General features: G+C 56.3%; 19 protein-coding genes and 1 tRNA gene. 13 read left to right on the top strand and 7 right to left on the bottom strand.

Annotation, left to right across the window (positions count from 1 at the left end; translation table 11 throughout):
- Positions 1 to 6: 6 nt before the first annotated feature.
- Complete coding sequence (locus WA922_RS06780) at positions 7 to 1,296, bottom strand: DUF418 domain-containing protein (RefSeq protein ID WP_424770926.1); 1,290 nt, start codon at positions 1,294 to 1,296, stop codon at positions 7 to 9.
- Positions 1,297 to 1,410: 114 nt separating this feature from the next.
- The gene (locus tag WA922_RS06775; protein ID WP_424770925.1) at positions 1,411 to 2,631 is read right to left on the bottom strand and encodes an SPOR domain-containing protein; all 1,221 of its coding nucleotides are present in this window, start codon (positions 2,629 to 2,631) and stop codon (positions 1,411 to 1,413) included.
- Positions 2,632 to 2,855: 224 nt separating this feature from the next.
- On the opposite strand from WA922_RS06775, the gene WA922_RS06770 reads away from it, so the two are divergent.
- From WA922_RS06770 to bfr, 5 genes are all read left to right on the top strand, one after another.
- Positions 2,856 to 3,572, top strand: coding sequence for an AAA family ATPase (locus WA922_RS06770; RefSeq protein WP_424770924.1), 717 nt, complete (start codon positions 2,856 to 2,858; stop codon positions 3,570 to 3,572).
- Between the two features lie 20 nt (positions 3,573 to 3,592).
- Positions 3,593 to 4,423 (top strand): hypothetical protein, encoded by an 831-nt coding sequence (locus tag WA922_RS06765; protein WP_424770923.1) that lies wholly within the window; start codon positions 3,593 to 3,595, stop codon positions 4,421 to 4,423.
- A gap of 33 nt (positions 4,424 to 4,456) precedes the next feature.
- A complete protein-coding gene (locus tag WA922_RS06760; protein ID WP_424770922.1) occupies positions 4,457 to 5,845 on the top strand; it encodes an SPOR domain-containing protein in 1,389 nt (462 codons plus the stop codon).
- 214 nt (positions 5,846 to 6,059) lie between these two features.
- Complete coding sequence (locus WA922_RS06755) at positions 6,060 to 6,251, top strand: (2Fe-2S)-binding protein (protein WP_424770921.1); 192 nt, start codon at positions 6,060 to 6,062, stop codon at positions 6,249 to 6,251.
- Between the two features lie 125 nt (positions 6,252 to 6,376).
- On the top strand, positions 6,377 to 6,856 hold the full coding sequence (gene bfr, locus WA922_RS06750) for a bacterioferritin (protein WP_424770920.1): 480 nt from the start codon (positions 6,377 to 6,379) through the stop codon (positions 6,854 to 6,856).
- 103 nt (positions 6,857 to 6,959) lie between these two features.
- Here bfr and der read toward each other — a convergent pair whose 3' ends face one another.
- Entirely contained in the window at positions 6,960 to 8,456 is a 1,497-nt protein-coding gene (der, locus tag WA922_RS06745; RefSeq protein ID WP_424770919.1) for a ribosome biogenesis GTPase Der, read from the bottom strand.
- Between the two features lie 126 nt (positions 8,457 to 8,582).
- Here der and WA922_RS06740 point away from each other — a divergent pair, with 126 nt between their 5' ends.
- Positions 8,583 to 9,407: a CHAP domain-containing protein gene (locus tag WA922_RS06740; RefSeq protein ID WP_424770918.1), complete on the top strand. Its 825-nt coding sequence runs from the start codon at positions 8,583 to 8,585 to the stop codon at positions 9,405 to 9,407.
- A gap of 3 nt (positions 9,408 to 9,410) precedes the next feature.
- Here WA922_RS06740 and WA922_RS06735 read toward each other — a convergent pair whose 3' ends face one another.
- Complete coding sequence (locus WA922_RS06735; RefSeq protein ID WP_424770917.1) at positions 9,411 to 9,725, bottom strand: DUF3297 family protein; 315 nt, start codon at positions 9,723 to 9,725, stop codon at positions 9,411 to 9,413.
- Between WA922_RS06735 and WA922_RS06730 the strand changes: the two genes are divergently transcribed.
- The 3 genes from WA922_RS06730 (at position 9,724) to tig (ending at position 11,761) form a co-directional block, all read left to right on the top strand.
- Positions 9,724 to 9,882 (top strand): hypothetical protein, encoded by a 159-nt coding sequence (locus WA922_RS06730; protein ID WP_424770916.1) that lies wholly within the window; start codon positions 9,724 to 9,726, stop codon positions 9,880 to 9,882. The genes WA922_RS06735 and WA922_RS06730 overlap by 2 nt on opposite strands.
- Positions 9,883 to 9,976: 94 nt before the next feature.
- Positions 9,977 to 10,061 (top strand) — tRNA-Leu (locus WA922_RS06725).
- Between the two features lie 71 nt (positions 10,062 to 10,132).
- Positions 10,133 to 11,761, top strand: coding sequence for a trigger factor (gene tig, locus WA922_RS06720; RefSeq protein ID WP_424770915.1), 1,629 nt, complete (start codon positions 10,133 to 10,135; stop codon positions 11,759 to 11,761).
- 68 nt (positions 11,762 to 11,829) lie between these two features.
- Here tig and WA922_RS06715 read toward each other — a convergent pair whose 3' ends face one another.
- Positions 11,830 to 13,368, bottom strand: a complete 1,539-nt coding sequence (locus WA922_RS06715; RefSeq protein WP_424770914.1) for an amidase — start codon at positions 13,366 to 13,368, stop codon at positions 11,830 to 11,832.
- 173 nt (positions 13,369 to 13,541) lie between these two features.
- On the opposite strand from WA922_RS06715, the gene WA922_RS06710 reads away from it, so the two are divergent.
- Positions 13,542 to 14,786 (top strand): acyltransferase family protein, encoded by a 1,245-nt coding sequence (locus WA922_RS06710; RefSeq protein WP_424770913.1) that lies wholly within the window; start codon positions 13,542 to 13,544, stop codon positions 14,784 to 14,786.
- A gap of 3 nt (positions 14,787 to 14,789) precedes the next feature.
- On the opposite strand, the gene WA922_RS06705 is transcribed toward WA922_RS06710, so the two are convergent.
- Positions 14,790 to 17,228, bottom strand: coding sequence for a TonB-dependent receptor plug domain-containing protein (locus tag WA922_RS06705; protein ID WP_424770912.1), 2,439 nt, complete (start codon positions 17,226 to 17,228; stop codon positions 14,790 to 14,792).
- Between the two features lie 53 nt (positions 17,229 to 17,281).
- Between WA922_RS06705 and WA922_RS06700 the strand changes: the two genes are divergently transcribed.
- From WA922_RS06700 to WA922_RS06690, 3 genes are all read left to right on the top strand, one after another.
- The gene (locus tag WA922_RS06700; protein ID WP_424770911.1) at positions 17,282 to 17,995 is read left to right on the top strand and encodes an ATP-dependent Clp protease proteolytic subunit; all 714 of its coding nucleotides are present in this window, start codon (positions 17,282 to 17,284) and stop codon (positions 17,993 to 17,995) included.
- A 204-nt stretch (positions 17,996 to 18,199) separates the two neighbouring features.
- On the top strand, positions 18,200 to 19,459 hold the full coding sequence (gene clpX, locus WA922_RS06695) for an ATP-dependent Clp protease ATP-binding subunit ClpX (RefSeq protein ID WP_424770910.1): 1,260 nt from the start codon (positions 18,200 to 18,202) through the stop codon (positions 19,457 to 19,459).
- Position 19,460: 1 nt separating this feature from the next.
- Positions 19,461 to 19,805, top strand: coding sequence for a hypothetical protein (locus tag WA922_RS06690; protein WP_424770909.1), 345 nt, complete (start codon positions 19,461 to 19,463; stop codon positions 19,803 to 19,805).
- A gap of 128 nt (positions 19,806 to 19,933) precedes the next feature.
- Here WA922_RS06690 and WA922_RS06685 read toward each other — a convergent pair whose 3' ends face one another.
- Entirely contained in the window at positions 19,934 to 20,530 is a 597-nt protein-coding gene (locus WA922_RS06685; protein WP_424770908.1) for a fasciclin domain-containing protein, read from the bottom strand.
- Positions 20,531 to 20,551: the final 21 nt, after the last annotated feature.

Here is a 20,551-nt window from a genome sequence, read left to right as displayed (position 1 = left end):
CGGAGCCTAAGTCTCTCGTTTGACAGGCAGAAGCGCGCCATATGTCAGGCAGCGCCACAGCCATTCGAGCGGCCCGTATTGGAAACGTTCCAGCCACGGTTTGGACCATGCGAGCATTATTGCCCACGCCGCCAGCACCACCAGATACAGCTCTGGCCGGGTAAGCGCGCCATATAATCCACCGGCCCATCCGTGGAAAACCAGCATCATAACGAGCGAGGTGCCAAGATAGTTGGAAAACGCCATCCGGCCTGCTGCAGAAACGCGCTGCCCCAGCCATCCGGTGGCATGCGTGCCGTAAAGCGCGAGCAAAGTCACAAGGCCCAGAATAACTGGTAAGCGGGGCAGGGGTGATATGCCGACAAATGCCGCCAGCGTTCCCCAATAGGTAAGCCCGTCAGCCAGCGCCCATATTGCGATTGGCACAGTCAGCAACGATCCGCCAATGACCCCGGTCCACCCCCATATTTGCATTCTCGTGGGATTCCATCTGCCTGAAAAAAGGCCCCAATTATACAGCGCCATACCGATCAGCATCAGTGGCAAAGTTTCAAAACCAAACAGGAACAGCGTGAATAGCGGATCGGTTCCGTGCGCAGTTATGGTGTGATTGACGAATTCAAAATAATTGCCTTGCGTGATAATGCTGGTTTCAGTTGCCGCGTCGTCAATCTCGCGCTGCGTTTCCCTGACCATCTCTGCCCGTGTTTCCGCAAATGCTGCGTTCTCACCGAAATCGGTCTCGGCAATCATGTAAGGCAAAACCATGAATAGCGCATAGAGCACCGCCCCGGCGAGATAGCCAAGCAGGCCCAGCACCATTTGGCGTTTCGCGCTCATTTTCACAAACGCCAGAGCGGCAAACCCTGCAATCGCATAGAGTATCAAAATATCGCCGCGCCAGATCAGATAGAAATGAACAAGGCCGAACATCAACAGCCACAGCAATCGGCGCGCCTGTAATCTTCGCCCCGATCCGCGCGCCCAAGCTTTTTCAAGAAACAGCATCATGCCGGCCCCGAACAGCAACGTGAACAGCCCGCGCATCTTGCCATCGACTGCAACAAATTGCGCGGCCCAAAGATAATCGGATGTGGCGTCGTGCGGTGTCAGAAAGGCCTCTGGCCACATATAAGCGATGAACGGCTGGCCAAACGCGACAATATTGGCCGCCAGAATACCCATGACAGCGATCCCGCGAATATAATCCAAACTGACCAATCGCGCGGTCTTGGCTACGGAATTTTTGCCAATACCCTCATCCCAATGTGCATCATGTTGTGCGCTCGTATTCATGGCCGCCCCTCATTGCCTGATGGTCTGTTTTCGCAGACTAGCGTTCACAATACCATCATAAAGCTGCCAATGATCCGTATTTGCCGAGCAGTATTACAAGCACCGGCGGCGGGTTCATTTGGTAACGAGGCAGCTTTGGCCACTCCGTTTCAGCGCATTGCAAGCTGATTGTGCGGCGCCGCGGCTCGTAAAGCCTGCGGCTTGCAGACGGACCAAACGGCCCGATGGAACGACCAGTTTCTGCGTTCCGCGCAAGGCAGAATTGCCCGACAGGCGCGACCACAATCGGTCAGCATTGCTGCGAACGCCAAATGCACCAAGCTGCACCCGCCAAGGGCCACTCGCACTGGTTTCGGGCGTCCCGCCTTGATCTGCCGGAGCTGCGCCGCCTATGCTGGGCGCAGCCGCGCGCGGCGAGGGGCCGGGTGGGGGCGCGCTTGCGGTGCGTACTGGCGCGGGGGTTGATGCAGCAGGACGGGTGAAGTCAGCGCCGGCCGTGGCGGGTGTTTCGGTGCCGGTGACCCGTTCAGCTTCTGATACGGCCGTGCGTGCAGCGGCAATGGAGGGTGCAACAACCGTGCGCTCAATCGGCTGCGGTATCCGGTTTACCGGGCTGGGTAGAACGGGACGCACTGATGCGGCAGCGGCCACTTGGGCAGGCGTCGGTCGCGGCGGATTGGGTGCAACGCGTGCCGGAATGGCCCCTGAGGATGGCTGCGTTACACCCAGATCGGCTGCGGCCAATTGCTGCGCGCGGTTGCTTTCGGCCTGGCGTTTCAGCGATTGCGCGACAATTTGTGCCTCCTGCCGCTGTGCCAGCGGAATGAAGTCATCCATCTGCGCGATGGCCGGTTTGGCTTGCGGCAGACCGGTGCTGTTGGCCAGCGTCAGCAGCGCATAGGCGCGCACCCAATCCTTTTGTAGAAGATCACCGTTAAAATGGGCGATGCCGATCAAATATTGCGCGCGCGGATCACCCCGGTCGGCAGCGGCAGTGACATAGGGCATCGCCTCTTCGCGCCGACCGTCCTGAAACAGCAGCAAGCCATAATTGTCTGCCGCCTTGATATGCCCCTGTGCAGCCGCTTTCGCATACAGAATTTCTGCCTGCTTCGCATTTGCCTCAACCCCGCGGCCCAAACGGTAGGCCTGAGCCATGTTAAACTGGGCGTCAGGATCACCGGCATTGGAAGGCCCGCGCCATTCAGCCACTGCGGCAGAGTAATTGCCCGCGCTCCATGCATCCACCCCCGCTTTGACATCAGCCAATGCAGGACCCGACGCAGCGAGAACGCCGCCAGCGACCATCAATTTCAACGCGCGTGCAATCAACATGTTATCTGCGAGCCTTCTTTACCGCATAAGTACGTGCAGACGGTATAGTGAACAGGGCGTTAGTAAAGTGTTTCCAGCCGCGTTCTTTTTACGTTTTGCACCGATTGGACCGTTTCTCAGGCGAGATGAGCAGCCCGTTAACCTAAAATTAGTCCTATCCTGCGATTTCAATACGTGAATCGCAATCTAGCGGATCATGTAACGGATTATCAGGGGAATTGGCCTTGCGAGTACTGGCATTGGCATCGCAGAAGGGTGGATCAGGTAAGACCACCTTGTCAGGGCATCTGGCAGTTCAGGCGCAGCGCGCCGGGGCTGGTCCAGTTGTGCTGATTGACATTGATCCACAGGGTTCGCTCGCCGATTGGTGGAACGAGCGTGAGGATGAGTATCCTGCATTCGCGCAAACAACCGTCGCCCGTTTGGCAAATGATCTTCAGGCATTGCGCCAGCAGGGGTTCAAGCTGGCGGTCATCGATACGCCGCCCGCGATCACTCTGGCCATCCAGTCTGTGATCGGCGTGGCCGAACTGATCGTCGTCCCGACCCGGCCAAGCCCGCATGACTTGCGTGCAGTGGGTGCGACGGTCGATCTGTGCGAACGCGCTGGAAAGCCGCTGGTATTTGTCGTCAACGGCGCAACGCCAAAAGCCAAGATCACGTCGGAGGCCGCTGTCGCACTGTCACAGCATGGCACCGTGGCGCCGATCACTCTCCACCACCGGACAGATTTTGCAGCATCAATGATCGATGGCCGTACTGTCATGGAAGTCGATCCGGACAGCCGGTCTGCAGCCGAGGTTACCGCCCTGTGGAATTATATGGCTGACCGGCTCGAAAAGAATTTCCGCCGCACGGTATTTGCGACACCAAATTCCGTTGCCCAGGTCGCTCCGGCGCATCGTGCAGCTGGTGGCTTCGGCCGCCGCGTCGTGCAGTAATCGGGGACGGGTACACTGAAATGAGCGATAATTTTGCATCTTTAGGCCCCGGCCTGCTTGCCCGCAAAGGTGGGGCCAGGCCAGCTATGCGGCGTCAGGTTGCCGTGTTGCCGGGGGCTGGCGGTGACACCCAGAACCTGGAAGATTTGGGCTGGAACGACATGGGCGAAGACGCCGATGAAGGGGCGAACGCTGCGTATCAGCGCACTGGCGATGTTCTCCGGCTTTCCCCGGCAACGGCTGGTGGCGACGACGCGGTTGTGGAAGATGACAGCGGCGAATTGCCTTCAAACCAGCCGGCACAGTCTGGCGGCCATGCTGAAATAGCCGCTCCCGATGCGGTAGAGGCGGCGCTTGACACGCCGTTACTGGCGAAGAAGCCCAACGTTCTGCGTCAGCAGGAAGAGATTGCGCAGCGCATTGACGCGCGCCCTGCCGGGCAAGCTGACACCGCGCCGCCATTGCGACGCTCAGGCGCCGCCGCATCGCTACCTGACCCCGCACCGGTATCCGGCCCCACACCGGACCCGGATGCTGCCCCGTCATCAGAGCCAGCAGCAACATCTGCTGCGCTTGTTTCGGGACCAGCATCGGAACAGAAAGTCCCGCAAATATCGGAGCAGACAGCCCGCAAAACCCGCAGCAAACGGGTCCGCAGGCCAGCGCTGGAGCGGGGCAAACGGGCTGCATTTACATTGCGGTTGGATGCGCAGCGCCATTTGAAACTGCGTCTGGCCTGCACTTTGCGCAATCGCAGCGCGCAGCAATTGGTAACCGAGGCGCTCGACCAGCTTCTTGGACAGATGAACGATGTTGATACTCTGGCCGCACACGTGCGCGGTACAGATTGAAGAATTAGAGAATGAAACAAGGGTGACCGTATCATGACTAAGAAAATGCCGGAGAAAACATCAGGCAACCGTGCAATCATGCTTGCGGTAACCACGATCCTTGCCACGACTGCCCTCGGCGGTTGTGCAACCAAAGCTGCGCCAATAGCCTCTGCCTCGGCCAGTGATGCGCAAACTGCGCTGGTGAAAGGCGATACCACCGCTGCACTTAGCCACGCCGAGCAGGCTGTGCTCGCGGAGCCGCGTAACGCGGCCTATCGCGCCATGCTGGGCGCGACCTATATGGAGGCAGGCAGGTTCACATCCGCTGCGACCAGTTTTAAAGATGCCATGTCATTGGGTGATAACAGCCCGCGCACTGCGCTCAGCTATGCTCTGGCAGAAATTGCTGCGGGCGATAACGCGGCTGCGCTGGCCGTGCTGGATGATTGGCGCGATGAAATTGATCCGGCCGATCTTGGCTTGGCATTCTCGCTGGCGGGGCAACCCCAGCGCGGTATCCATATACTGGGCAATGCCCTGCGCGGCGGTCAATCGAGTGCGAAAGTGCGGCAGAATCTAGCCTATTCCTATGCGCTGCACGGTGACTGGCGCGCTGCCCGATTGATGGCTGCGGAAGATGTTCCAGCAGACCAGATTGACGACCGTATCGGTCAATGGGCACAGACAGCCAATCCAGAAGCCTATCAACAGCGCGTGGCAGATCTGTTGGAAGTGCCCGTGATCCTGGACGGCGGGTTGCCTGCGCAGCTCGCTCTGGCCAACAGTGTCGGTGCACAGCAATTGGCGGCAGAAGCGTCAGCTCTTGTTGCACCAAACACCCAGACTGCTGCCGCCGCATCCTATGAATTGCCGCCGCTAGGGGGTGAGCTGATGCCAGTTAACGGACCATCGACAGGGGTTGAACCCGTGCAGGCAGCGCAGGCTTATGCTGCATCGTCTGTTGCCAAACCAGACAGTTTTGAAGATGCATTTGCCGCAAAAGCACCCGGAGGTGCTACGCTGGCTGAGGTGACCAGCAGCGCGGTTCAGTTCGTTTCTGATCCGGTTGTTCAAAAAATGCCCGTTCGGCTGGGTGCTGCGGCACCTGCGACATCATCGCCGGACAGCAATAGCACGCCTTCCGCAGGCGGTCATTTGATCCAGCTTGGTTCGTTTTCCAGCGAAGCGGGGGCCAAGCGGGCATGGGGTATTTACGCCAAAGACATACCGCAACTGAGCAAGTATCAAATGGTCATCACCAAAGCGCAGGTGCGCGGCAAAACATATTTCCGTGTGTCCGCTGGCGGTTTCGATCAGCGCGCCAGTGCCAACTCGATGTGCTCCACCGTGAAAAAGTCAGGCAATGGCTGTATCACATGGGCCGCTGCTGCGCCTCTTCCCGGGGCTCAGGATCGCGGCGTACGGATGGCCGCACGCTAGGAGCCGGCATTTACGAATTCACATTCCCAAGCGAGTACTGCCCTTCCCTGACGGGAAGGGCATTTTTTTTGCCCAGACCACGCACGATGCAGACCGGGCACGATGCAGACCGGGCAAAATGCAGTCCGGCCACGATGCCCAGACCACGCACAATAACGCTTGCTATTGAGAGTAAGTCGCATTAACTCTTTGCCAGTCGAAGGGGATTGCCCGCGTGTATATTTGTATTTGTAACGCCATAAGAGAGACCGACTTGCGCCGTGCGGCGGTACAGAATTCTGGCGATGCAGAGGCTGTGTATGCGCGTCTGGGCAAACGCCCCAATTGCGGCCAATGCCTCGCCGATGCCAATGCAATAATATCTGAAGAGCGTGAAATGGCGCAGCTGCCCGCTTACGCAGAGTAAGATATTTTACTAACGCAAATCACTCGCAAGTAGCGCAATTCTGCCGTTTTTCAAAGTTCGGGGGATTGTTAAGCGGCACATTCTGGGTCATATGACAGTTCAGCATTTCTGTCAGGAGACGGGCCATGAAGGGCGACGCGAAAGTAATCGAATTTTTGAACAAGGCTCTCACTAACGAGCTGACAGCAATCAATCAGTACTGGCTGCATTACCGCGTACTTCAGGACTGGGGTGTGACCAAGCTGGCCGAATATGAGCGTCACGAATCGATAGATGAGATGAAGCATGCGGATCAGCTGGCGGAACGCATTTTATTTTTGGGCGGTCTGCCCAATTTTCAGGCCATTCACAATTTGCGGGTTGGCGAAACCGTCGAGGAGATTCTGAAAGCTGATCTGGCTGTCGAGCATGATGCCTGCCCATTGCTGACAGATGCGATCGAGTATTGCGATAAAGTGCGCGATTATGTGACCCGCGATCTGTTTGCGGGCATTCTGGCGAGTGAAGAGGAGCACGTTGACTTTCTTGAAACCCAGTTCGACATGATCGAACGGATGGGCTTGGAAAATTACGTGCAGTTACAGAGCAAACCCGCCGGGGAATAATGATTATATCTGGGCAAGGCTGCAGGTGCGGTTCGATGTCGCCGGGTCGATGTCGCCCGTTCGGGTCTGCGATGCCAGTCCGCAATGATAGCTGGCGACCGCGTTAACGCTCGGTCCGTTCCTGTTTACTCGCTTGCTGGCGCACGTGGAACGGGTTCTTTGACCCCTTGAACGTGACGCGCACAGGCACGCTGTCAAACCCCAGATTTTTGCGGATACCGTTGATCAGATACCGTTCATAGCTGGTCGGAAGCATTTCCAGACGGTTTCCGAATACGACGAACCGCGGCGGGCGGGTGCTCGATTGCGTAATATACCGCATTTTAATCCGCTTGCCTTTCGGGGCAGGGGGAGGGTTGGCGTTCTGCGCGTCTTCGAACCAGCGATTAAGCGCCGCAGTCGGCACCCGCTTGGACCAGCTGGCCCGAAGCGTGAACGCCGCGCGTAGCATTGTATCAAGCCCCTTGCCGGTTTTTGCCGACACAGCAAAAAGCGGAACGCCGCGCACCTGAGCGAGACCTTCATTCAGCGCCTCTCTCACCCCGTTAAACAGGCTGGACGCATCGTCTGCTCCGGTCTGCACGGCGACATCCCATTTGTTAATGGCGATCATCAAGGCGCGCCCTTCTTCAAGCGCCTGGCTGGCAATTTTGAGATCCTGATGTTCAAGCCCCTGTGTCGCATCGAGCAGCAGGACCACCACTTCGGCAAAATCGATCGCCAGCTTGGCATCCTGGACCGCCAGGCGTTCCAGCTTCTCCGTCACTTTGGCGCGCTTGCGCATTCCGGCGGTATCAATCAATCGGATATCCCGGTCTTTGCCGATGGTTGGGTCATGCCACACCCAATCAACCGCAATCGAATCGCGCGTGATGCCGGCCTCTGGCCCGGTCAGCAGGCGGTCTTCACCAAGCAGCCGGTTTATCAAAGTGCTTTTGCCTGCATTGGGCCGGCCAACAATGGCGAGTTTGAGCGGTGCGGAAAGGTCTTCATCCTCCGGCACATAGTCCTCGCCCAGCGCCTCGGCAGCGGCGCGGGCGGCCAGTTCGTCCTGTTTTTTGATGTCATCAGCTTCGGCTTCTTCGGCGATGATGCGTTCTTCGCTGTCCCCGATGATCGGCCATAGCGCGCCAAACAGGTCGGCAATCCCTTCGCCGTGTTCGGCAGATACCGGCACGGGATCACCAAAGCCCAGCGCGTAACTTTCATAAATGCCAGCTTCGGCAGATTTCCCTTCGGCCTTGTTACACACCATCACGACCGGTACTTTCTGGTTGCGCAACCACAGCGCGATTTCTTCGTCCAGCGTGGTCACGCCTGCGCGGGCATCGATCACCATCAATGCCGCGTCCGCCCCAACCAGACTGAGTTCCGTCTGGTGCCGCATCCGGCCCGGTAGTGTATCGGGATCATCATCCTCCCAGCCCGCCGTATCGACGATCTGGAATTTCAATCCGGCAATTTCGGCATCGCCGCTGCGCCGGTCGCGAGTGACGCCGGGCTGGTCATCCACCAAAGCGAGCTTTTTGCCCACCAGACGGTTGAACAGTGTCGATTTACCGACATTCGGGCGACCGATAATGATGACTTGTGGGAGCATGTTAGGGGCAGGTGGCGCTTTCTTGCGGCGATGGCAAGTGTTCCTGCCACTTACCCATTTTATGGTTAGTTCACGTTAACCTTACTGCGCAGCTATCCGGCAAGACTAATCGGTCATTAGGGATGCATGATACGTTTAGTTACATGCACCGCGATTCTGTCCGCGCTGGCTTTTGCCGCCCCGGCAACGGCTGAAACCTCCGATGGATTCCGTACAGGAGGCACGCACTCTGGCGCCGAATTGCCCGCCTATCTGCAATGCGTTCCCTATGCGCGCGAACAATCAGGCATTCAGATTTACGGCGATGCCCATGAATGGTGGAGCAAGGCAGAGGGCCGTTTCGATCGCGGCAATCGCCCGAAAGTAGGCGCGGTGATGGCGTTCCAGCCGCACCGCAATATGCAGCTGGGCCATGTGGCCGCGGTCAGCAAGATTATCGATCGCCGCACGGTTTTGCTGCGTCACGCCAATTGGTCCCCGATCAATGGCCGCCGCGGGCAGATAGAAAATGATGTTCGGGCGATCGATGTGTCACGCAATAATGACTGGAGCGAGGTGCGTGTCTGGTATGATCCGATCCAGGCATTGGGTAAGACCGCCTGGCCGGTGCACGGCTTTATCTATTCTGACAAAGCGCCCGATTTCGGGCGGGTCGCCAAACCGCCTGTGCGGGTTGCCCGTGCCAAGCCAGCGGCTTCGGCGCGCGTTTCTGCACGCCGTGATACGCCTTCTCCGCGCAGTGTTAGCCGTCAAACGCCGCAGCCATCCGGGCAGTTTTTGAGCGCGTTTGCAAATCTGGACGCTGCCGCCGCTCCGGTTCGTCCTGCGCTCCAAACCCGCGCAAAAAATCGTGCAGGCAGGCAATCCGCACGCACCTCAGCAGTTACACCAGCCGCGCCAATCCGCCAGAATGACGATTTCGAGTCCATTATCGCCAAATATGATAATTAGGGTTTAGCCAGCCTTCGCAACGGGCGGGCTATCGCCCAAATCCTCATACCATGCCTCGACCGGGCCGTTCAGCTTGATCGTCAATGGCTGACCCTTTCGGTCCAGCGTTTTACCGGCCTGTACCCGTACCCAGCCTTCCGAAATGCAATATTCCTCGATATTGGTCCGTTCGGTCCCTTTGAACCGGATACCGATGCCGCGCTGCAGCAATTCGCTGTTGAACAGTTCGCTGCGCGGATTAACCGAAATACGGTCTGGCGGAACATCTGGGCCGGCAGTTGGGGTGTCAGGTGTTTCTGGTGCGTTTGCATCTGTCATGCCCGGTTCTGTAATGCCCCGCGTCAACGCAGGCAAGTCAGTAGCCGGTGACGCGCCGCCAAGATTGGCAGACGATGGGCAGGGCGATGGGCAGGACGACGGGCAGGGCGATGGGCAGGGCGATGGGCGGGGCGAAATACCGCAGCCCAATCACTAAGTCTGCTTGCCCTTTTGCGCAGGTCCTTTTAAGGCGCGCCCTTGCTCGCGAGGTTCGCGCCCATTCGGCGTGTGCGCGCGGCGGTGTTTGTGCTGCGGGCGTGGCGGAATTGGTAGACGCGCTGGTTTTAGGTACCAGTATCTAACGATGTGGGGGTTCGAGTCCCTTCGCCCGCACCATACCATCGCTGTGCCCCGTCGAATAACAGAATGGCAATAACAGAATTTTTGAAAAGGTTTTACTGCCCGTCATGCAAATTAAAGAAACCAACAACAAAGGCCTCTCACGTGCTTATGAAGTGACCATTCCTGCTGCAGATATTGCGGCGCGAATCGACGCTGAAGTGAAGAAGATTGCGCCTCAGGTCAAAATGCCCGGCTTTCGCCCCGGCAAAGTTCCCGCCAATCTGGTTAAGAAAATGCATGGCGAACAGCTTCATGCGCAAACCGTAAATGATGTGATCCGCGAATCAGTCGATAATCTGATGAAGGAAAAGACCCTTCGTCCTGCCATGCAGCCAGCGATCGATCTTGCCGAAGGGTATGAAGAAGGCAAAGATGCGGTTGTAACCGTGGATCTTGAAATTTTGCCAGTGGTGGACGCCCCGGAAACCGAGGGTCTGAAACTTGAGCGTCTGACCGTGGCCGTATCCGATGCGCAAATTGCAGAATCGCTCAAAAACATCGCGGACCAGCAGAAAAGCTACAAAGATGCGCCTAAAACCAGAAAGGCATCAGATGGCGATCAGCTGATTATCGATTTCACCGGCAGCGTTGATGGTGTTGAATTTGACGGCGGCAAGGCTGAAGATGCGCCGCTGGTGATTGGTTCGGGCCAGTTTATTCCTGGTTTCGAGGAGCAATTGACCGGCGCGAAAACGGGGGACGAGAAAACCATCACCGTCACATTCCCGGACGATTATCCGGCAGAAAACCTGAAGGGCAAAGACGCGCAATTTAAGATTGCCGTGAAGCAGGTGAAAGTTGAAACGGAAACCAAGCTTGATGATGATTTTGCTACATCGCTTGGTCTCGATAGCCTCGACAAGTTGAAAGAGCTGCTGAAAGGCCAGCTTGAACAAGAGACAAACGGTCTGACTCGCACGCAAATGAAGCGTCAATTGCTCGACCAATTGGCTGCCGGACATGATTTTGAAGTGCCCGGCAAAATGGTCGATGCCGAATTCGAGCAGATCTGGGCGCAATTGCAGCAAGAGGCGGCCAAAGATGAAAACCCTGAAAAGGCGCTGAAAGAAATCGAATCGGAAAAAGACGATTATCGCAGCATCGCAGAACGCCGGGTACGGCTGGGACTTTTGCTGAGCGAAATCGGGCAGAAAAACGGTGTCGAAGTCACTCAGCAGGAAATGTCGATGCTGATCCAGCAAGCGGCACAGCAATATAATGAAGCGGACCGTCAACGCTTCATGCAATATGTCCAGCAAGACCCGATGGCTGCGGCCCAGCTGCGTGCGCCGATGTATGAAGACAAAGTCGTCGATTTCCTGTTTGAACAGGCTGATATCACCGAGCGTGAAGTGACGAGAGAAGAACTGGAAGCGGCTATTGAGGCGGACGAAGCCGCAGGAGACGCTGCTGCGAAGAAGCCTGCCAAGAAAAAACCGGCCGCCAAAAAAGCGCCGGCAAAGAAAGCACCGACAAAGAAAGCACCGGCAGAGAACGCCGCAGCCAAGGAGGACGCGGACAAGCCAGTGGCCAAGAAGGCACCTGCGAAAAAGCAGGCTGCCAAGAAGACTTCTCCTGCGACGAAGCCAGCCACTCAAACGGCAGCGGCCAAGAAAGCTCCGGCCAAGAAAGTTGCGGCCAAGAAAGCTCCGGCCAAGAAAGCCCCGGCAAAAAAGCCTGCTGCCAAAAAATAAGTTTCAGCAACAACATAAAACGGGCCGCACGGTTATACCGCTGCGGCCCGTTTTGTATCTGCTCGGGACTACTCAGTGGCAGATGACCACCGTTCAAAGGATGGTTCAGGCAAAGATGCACTACGAAATTTTTCATAGGCGGCGCCTGCTTGCAAGACTTCATAATCAGACCATTTCGCTCCGAAGAAGCTGATGCCGACTGGCAGGCGTTCAACTGCACCCATTGGTACGGTCAAATGCGGATAACCCGCAATCGCGGATGGACTGCCAAAGCCGATGCTGCCGTTGAAATTGTCACCATTGACGAGATCGTTGGGCCAGCTTGGCCCGCGTGTCGGAGCCACCAAATATGTAACATTATGCTTGGCGAGTAGCATGTCGATTGTTTCTTCGCCGGCAATCCGCACTGCGTTGGTCCGGGCTGTCTCATAAGCGGCGCGGTCTGTGGTACGTTCGGCGATCTGGAAAAAACCTTGCCCGAAATAGCGCATTTCGGTGTCAGAATTGGCGGAGTTGAAAGCGATTAAATCCGCTAAGCTGCGAGGCGTCTGTGCCGGGCCATCCATTTTCGGGATGGAGCGCAAATATTTGCCCATTTCCTCACGCAATTCGAACAATAATACGGTGAAACTATCATCATACACCTGTCCATTAGGTTCAAATTCAATATCGACGAGTACCGCACCGGCGCGCTGCAAATCGGCCAAAGCCACCTCAAAGACCGCCTCTACATCGCCATTATCGCCAATCTGATTGCGCATCACGCCGATACGCACGCCATGCAGTGATGCCTCATTAAGGCCTGCCACATAATCCAACCGACGATTGGGAACCGTTAGCGTGACAGCGTCTTGTGGGTCTTCACCTGCCATTGCCCCCAATAGCAGCGCCGCATCAGTAACAGTTTTCGCCATAGGCCCAGCGGTATCCTGTGTACTGCTGATCGGGATAATATGGCGGCGGCTGACCAAACCAACGCTCGGCTTGAACCCGACCACGCCGTTAATGCTGGCTGTACATGTGATTGACCCATTCGTTTCTGTTCCAATAGCTGCCCAAGCAAATCCGGCAGCTACAGCGGCGCCGCTGCCCGATGATGAGCCGCAAGAATTGCGATCAATTGCATGGGGGTTGCGGGTCAAACCGCCAATTGCGCTCCATCCACTGGTTGATTTACTATCGCGAATATTAGCCCATTCAGATAAGTTCGTTTTACCTAATATCACACCGCCTGCCGCACGTATGTTGGCCACAAGCGGCGCATCACGGTGTGTGAGATTGTTTTTTAGGGCAAGGCTACCCGCAGTGGTCGGCCATTCGATCGTTTCGATATTGTCTTTGACCAAAATGGGCATCCCGCGCAGGGCGGTTTTGCCCATGATGTCCGAAAGGGCTTGCGCCTCGGGATTGTAAGCGATCACCGCATTCAGCATTGGCCCGGCATCATCCAACTGCCGAATGCGCTCAATTGCGTCGTCTGCGTGCGATACTTTCTGTTCGATACGAGCGATTGTGCCGGATTGTTCTTGCGCAAATGCAGGTCCAGTTACGCCAAGAATACAGGCGCTGGAAAAAAACGCAGTGAGCATGCGATTGTTCAGTGTCATGTTTACATGAGTGCCAGTTTGGTAATTTATCGCAAGCTTTCTGTCAGATCACGAGACACCGCCATCGGTATTTACCGCAACTTTACCCCAGCACGCTACATCCTCGTTTAAAATTGAGGCATGGGGATTGGCGAAGCCGTGCCGCAAAGGGGATGCGTGCGCCGTAGATGAATATGACAGCACTACCATTATCCGGGGCGATTAAACCGCAGCATTATCACGATATTGACGGGGCGCGCTCTGTCCTGATGTTTCTGTCTGTCGCGCTCCATGCAGGGACTGTCTACGCGCCTGCGCGGCCGTGGATTACCGCCAACACCGCCCGGCATGAGTTTTTTGACTGGCTCATCTTTGGATTTCATCTGTTTGTAACCCCGACTTTCTTCTTCGTCGGCGGATTTTTCGCAGTGCTTCTGCTATCGCGCCGTGCGGTAGGGGATTTTTTGCTCAACCGGTTGCTGCGGACCGGCGTTCCTCTGGTCACGATTGCGATAACGCTGAATATGATAGAGCTGTATCTGCGCCACATTGATGCTGGCGGGACGGAGAGCTTTGCCGGCTGGATCGGAAGCGCGAACTTTAACGCCATATGGTCGAGCGGGCTGTGGGCGCTGCACCTATGGTTCCTCGTCAGCTTGATCCCGATGTTCCTGTTTGCGGCTTTGGTGCAGATATTCATACCGCAAGGGTCGGCGCTGCGGAGCAAGGCGGTGGCGGTGCCCGATTGGATTTCTGTCGCGGCCAGATCAAGCGGAGCCTTTGCGCTTTTCCTTATCCTGTTGGCGGTGGGCAATACTGTCAATTATCTGGTGGCTGGACAAGTGCCAAGCGCATATGAGCTGATCGTTCCGGGGTTCCAGAGCTGGTACAAATTGGTCAGCGAATTTCCGTTTTTCGTCGCCGGAGTAATGGCGGCATTGTCACCCGGTTTTCTTTCAACACTGGTCAAGTGGCGCAGGTGGATGCCCTATGCAGCGGCGGCGGCCTTGATCATTCAGCCCTATGCCAGGTCTGAGCAGAGCGAGCTGTTATCGCTTTTTATGCTGTTCGCCAATCAGCTCGCCATTTGGACGATCGTGCTGTTTATTCTGCAATTCTTTCATCGTTATTTCAGGGATGGCGGCCCGAAAACGGCGTGGCTCGCCGATTGCGCGTTATCGATGTATCTGTTTCACCACTGCCTCGTCTATGTTTATGGGCGCTGGCTGGTGGCCGTGGAATGGCCGATCTGGCTGGAGTTTTCGGTTCTGACCATTGGTGCCGCCGCTACCGTTATCGTGCTTCACGAATTTGTCGTGCGCCGCTTCTATCTTGCCCGGCTATTATTGAATGGCAAGACCGACATTCAGGCAATCCGGCGCAAACGCGTGGCCAAGGCGCAGGGCAGTAATCCCTTGCCGCTTCAGCCTGCCGAATAAGGGTCAGAAATTCCCGGCGACGCTGACCCGGAAAATGGGGCCGATCCGCAAATTGCGGTCTTCGATAAATTCGACCTGACCGGCGGTACGCGGCCCATTGAACACGGTGCGGACTGTGCGCTCTCTTCCGCCAAGAATATTGGCGTATGTTGCGCGCGCCGTCAGGCCAAACACATCCTTATGCTCAATAAAGATGTTGGCGAAAGTCGGCCCTTCAAAATCGACAGTCGTTTCTGACAGGCGGAAAGATGGCTGCCGGTGTTCGTAATTCAGGCCAGCGCCATAGGCAAAGTCTGATCCGGGAATGTCATGCCGGTAATCCACTTCGATATCGATATCCCCTGCGTTTGAAAAAGCTCGATTTCTGCCGCTAAGCGGGTCACGAACAGTACTGAGGAACAGATCAATTTCCCAATCGATCTGGCCGCCCGCCCACCCCAATGTGTCGAGCCTGATGGTTGTGTTCCAGCCCAGTTCACTGCTGCGCGCAGAGGCAATATTGCCGCGCGCCTCGCCGCCGCCCGCCAGCAGGATCAAGTCGATATAATCCTCGATCCAACGCTGCTGGAAAGTCAGAGTGGTAGAGCCCAGTTGACCAAGCTGCTTGTTTATCTCGACATCAACGCCCCAGCTCTGCTGCGGAACAAGCTGGTTGTTGCCGGCATTTTGGGTATTATTGCCGAGTGATACGTTCGCCAGAAAGTCACCGAAGGACAGCTGGCCTACTTCGCGCAGCACCTCGAGGGACACATCCAGCCCGGACTGCGGCTGCCAGGCAAGCGAGATATTGCCTTTGGGGCGTTGGAATGTGCGTGTATTGGCCCCTGAACCAGTTTGTTTCAGCTGCGAATATTCGCCCCCGGCGGCCGCCTGCAGGGCCAGTGTTGAAGTCAATTGCCGGCTATAGGCAAGGATCACTTCATAACGGTCTTCAGTAACCCCGCCGGTACCCTCGGGGAAATCGATCTCGGTAAAACTGCCGTCAGCTGCCAGTTCAAACAGGCCGGAAACCCGTTCCAGCCGGTTAAACGCAGCCTCGCCCGATACTTGCCAATCGCCGCCGAGCATTGGCCAGCGATATTCGAACCGTCCAATCCGTTCACCATCGCCGCCTGATCGCAGAAAACGGTCACCCGTCGCCGCGCCGGTCGCATTGACCGTATCGATGATCACACTGTCGGACAGTTCCTCATCATAGGCTTCCAGGCCGATGAGCTTGAGCGAGCCGGTACCGAGCGGGACCGTGATATCTCCGCTAATCTCATATTCGGGCGTGCCGCCCGTGCGCAGATCATCACGCAGTACCAGCCCGCTACCGGTTATGTTGCGCCTCTCGGTGACAAAGCGAGTGAAATAGGACCGTCCGTAACTGAGATTGAGATTGGCTTTGACATCGCTGCCAAAATCATAGCCGAATGCACCGCTGACGCGCGGGACATCAAACGCACCGGTGAAGACCGCCCGGGTGGTTTCTATCCGCGCACCTGTGCCATCGGTGAAGATGATTGGGCCGGTCGCACCAAAACGGTTATTATTGTTTTCCAGTGCCAGTGTAAAATCGAGGGCGCCGACGCTGCCCGATAGCGATATTTCGCCCCCATACCATTCCGGATCGACTGCGGTCGTACGCAGCGCGCCTTCCCATTCGAACTGTCCGGTAATCCCGCTTTGCGCGATGATAATATTGGCGACCTGACCTGTCAGCCCGGGAATATCCAGCGCCGTGCCGTCAATAATTTCGATTCGTACGACGTTGCTTGCCGGAATACGGCCCAGCTGATCGCGTGCGCTGTCCGATTTGCTGGTCAGACGCTCGCCATTGATCAGCACATTCTCGTTCGCCTGCCCCAATCCGCGCCCGCCGCCACCGCCGCGCACCACAAATCCCGGTATCTGGCTGACCATATCGAGCGCGTTGCGCGGCGCGAAGCGTTCGAAATATTCCGGCTCATACACGTTTTCCGGCGCAAAGGCCGCAGGAAGCGGGGCCGCGCCATCTGCTGGTTCCGATGTTTCCTGCGCCAGCACCGGGCTGCATGCGATCATGGCTGAGCTGGTGAGAAGCCAAGGCAGGATACAGATTTTCAAAAAATTATCCTGCCCCAAAAATGAGTCTGCAAAAAAACGTAATGATCCTGCAACCAAGGCGTAAAATGTCTGCCGCCAAAGGGCAAAGGATCTGCGCGAATTAGCTTTGCCGACCGTGAAGCGATAGTGCGTGGGCGGTATAGTCTCCATCGACCGGACGGTGACTTTGCGCGACGAACGGTCCGGTTTGGCAGCCGTGCCTGCAAACGCCCTCGCCAAACGCTTTTTTTGAACCTCAAACGCTTTATGAACGTCAAACGCTTTATGAACGTCAAACGCTTTGAAGCCATTGCGGCAGGCCCGATGCGGTTCACGACCTTTTGCCCAGTCGCAAAGGTAAACGCCCTTGAACATCGGCGGCGTAATCGCGACATAGCATGCTCAAACAGATGACTTGAAGGAATACCATGATCGATCTTTCTGCGCAGCTTGGTGATACTTACGGCGCTCAGGGCCAATTTATCCGCGATCCTGTAACCGGCGCTTTGGTGCCGACGGTGGTTGAGCAAACCAGCCGGGGCGAGCGCGCTTTCGATATTTTCAGCCGCCTTCTGCGCGAACGTATCGTGTTTGTGACCGGACAGGTTGAGGACGGTATGGCTTCGCTGATCACCGCGCAATTGCTTTATCTGGAAAGTGAAAACCCTTCCAAGCCGATTTCTATGTATATTAATTCGCCCGGCGGCGTAGTCACCGCGGGCATGGCGATCCATGATACCATGCAATATATCAAACCGCGTGTTTCGACTGTGTGCATGGGACAGGCGGCATCAATGGGCAGTTTCCTGCTCGCAGCGGGTGAACCGGGTATGCGGGTCGCGCTGCCCAATGCGCGGATCATGATCCACCAGCCTTCGGGCGGGGCACGCGGCATGGCATCGGATATCGAAATACAGGCCCGTGAAATTTTGCGCATCAAGACAAGCATGAATAATCTTTATGTGAAATACACTGGCAAGAAACTGTCCGAGATCGAGAAAGCGATGGATCGCGACACGTTTCTTGAGGCCGATGAGGCGATGAAATTCGGCCTGGTCGACAAGGTGTTCGAGACGCGGCCAGAGGGCGAAGAGCCTGGCCTGGATGATAAGGATAAGGGCGCAGGCGGCGCCCCTGTGTAAATGCAGGTTCGTCTTTTGCGGAGGGGCATAGCGCCGCTCTGTGCCGGTGCGGGACGTTAAGTGTAGCATTTCAGCAACCCTGCCGCTTCAGCCTATTGTAAGGGCTGCCTGTTAGAGACTGCAGGTTGATTATCAAATATCCGGCTTTAGAGTCGGACGAACTCCTTTCGCCATTTGTCGGCGGGGGATTCGGGAATACGGGATATGACGAAATTGAGCGGAACCGACTCCAAGTCCACGCTATATTGTAGTTTCTGCGGCAAATCGCAGCACGAAGTGCGCAAGCTCATCGCTGGCCCCACCGTGTTCATCTGTGATGAGTGCGTGGAGCTGTGTAACGATATTATTCGTGAGGAAACCAAAGCGGGTCTGACCGGCCGCAAAGAAGGCGAAGTCCCGTCGCCGATGGATATCTTCACTACGTTAAACGATTATGTGATCGGGCAAGACCGCGCCAAACGCGTGCTGTCTGTGGCGGTACATAATCATTACAAACGTTTGAAACATGGCGGCAAAGCAGGTGAAGTCGAACTCGCCAAATCGAACATTCTGCTGGTCGGCCCAACCGGCTGCGGCAAGACGCTGCTGGCGCAAACGTTGGCGCGGACATTCGATGTGCCTTTCACGATGGCCGATGCCACCACATTGACCGAGGCGGGTTATGTGGGTGAAGATGTCGAGAATATCATTCTCAAACTACTGCAATCCAGCGATTACAATGTCGACAAGGCGCAGCACGGCATCGTCTATATTGACGAGATCGACAAAATCACCCGCAAGGCGGAAAACCCCAGCATAACGCGCGATGTGTCGGGTGAGGGCGTTCAGCAGGCGCTGCTTAAATTGATGGAAGGCACAACCGCCTCTGTTCCTCCGCAGGGGGGGCGCAAGCATCCACAGCAGGAATTTCTGCAAGTTGATACTACCAATATCCTGTTCATTTGCGGCGGCGCGTTTGCCGGTCTGGATAAAGTTATCGCTGACCGTCTGCAGAAACGCAGCATCGGTTTCGGCGCGCATGTTGCCGATCCGGACAAACGCAAAGTGGGCGAATTGCTGGAAAAATGTGAGCCGGAAGATCTGCTCAAATTTGGCCTGATTCCGGAATTTGTTGGCCGTCTGCCAGTTATTGCTACTCTGCGCGATCTGGATATCGATGCATTGGTAAAGATTCTCAGCGAGCCAAAAAATGCGCTGGCCAAGCAATATGCCAAGCTGTTCGAGCTTGAAAATGTCGAATTGACCTTCACCGATGATGCGCTGGTGTCGATTGCTGAAAAAGCAATTGAGCGCAAAACCGGTGCGCGCGGGCTGCGGTCGATTGTTGAAGGTATGCTGCTTGATACGATGTTCGATCTGCCCGATATGGACGGTGTAACCGAAATCGTGATCGACAAGGATGTTGTCGAAGGCAAAAAAGACCCGATCCGCGTTGTCGGCGGTGAGAAGGAAGAAGCTGCCTGATATGGATGGGTGGCTGCCCGTGATGGTATGTCTGCCATTTATACTGTTGCTGATCCTGTCGGGTGTCTGGTCGGCCCGCCGTTTCAAGCAATTAGAGCAGCTACCCGGCCATTTCGGGTTTGATGGCAAGGCGACCCATCTGGCACCGCGCAGAACTATGGTGTGGCTGCTACCGGTTACGCTGTCTACCGTGTTGATGGCGGTTGCAGTGGCGATGGTGCTGACCCCGCGCGAGATGCAGAACGGAAACCCTGTCACCGCAGCTGTTGTGTGCGGTTTCGTTGTGTTGGCGGCACAGGCTTTGGTGCTGTGGCTGAACGTCCGGTGGGCAAGAGAGCATACATAGCCGTTATACCCCTCTCGCGTTCCAAAAATTAAACCCCGCCCGGCCTAGTCGGTAAGACTGGCCAGACGGGGTTCGGTTGCGCTGCCTGTGGGGGATGCGTGCAGCGCAAAACACGTTATATCATGCGCTTAGCCGGGTATGGAAACCGCATTGGTGACATGAATGACGCCATTTGACTGCATGACGTCAGCCTGGGTGACAGTGGCAGTACCGCCCTTTGCATCGACCAACACGACATTGCCGTTCATCATTTTTGCGGTCAGAGTTGCGCCATTGACGGTGGTCAGCTTAGCCATTCCGCCGCCATTGCCGATCATTTTGACAAGTTCGCCAGCGGTTACCCGGCCAGGCACCACGTGATATGTCAACACTCCGGCAAGCGCAGTCTTATTTTCAGGTTTGAGCAGCGTATCGACAGTGCCTGCGGGCAATTTTGCAAAGGCATCATTGGTCGGTGCAAAGACCGTAAACGGACCCGGGCCGGACAGTGTTTCCACTAGGCCGGCAGCTTTTACGGCCGCAACCAATGTGGTGTGATCGTTAGAATTTACTGCGTTTTCAATGATGTTGCGGCTTGGGTACATCGCTGCACCGCCGACCATTACGGTTGCCTCGGTATTGGCGCTCGCTACGCTTTGGCCGCGGTAGTTTTCATTGGAGCAACCCACGGTGGCTAATGCCATTGCGGTAAGTGCTGCTGCTGAAGTTTTCGATGAAATAAACATTGCTTCTCCTCTATAACCAAG

The organism is Pontixanthobacter sp. (assembly GCF_049682855.1).
Lineage (GTDB): Bacteria > Pseudomonadota > Alphaproteobacteria > Sphingomonadales > Sphingomonadaceae > Pontixanthobacter.
This window is presented reverse-complemented; position numbering and strand designations above follow the sequence as displayed.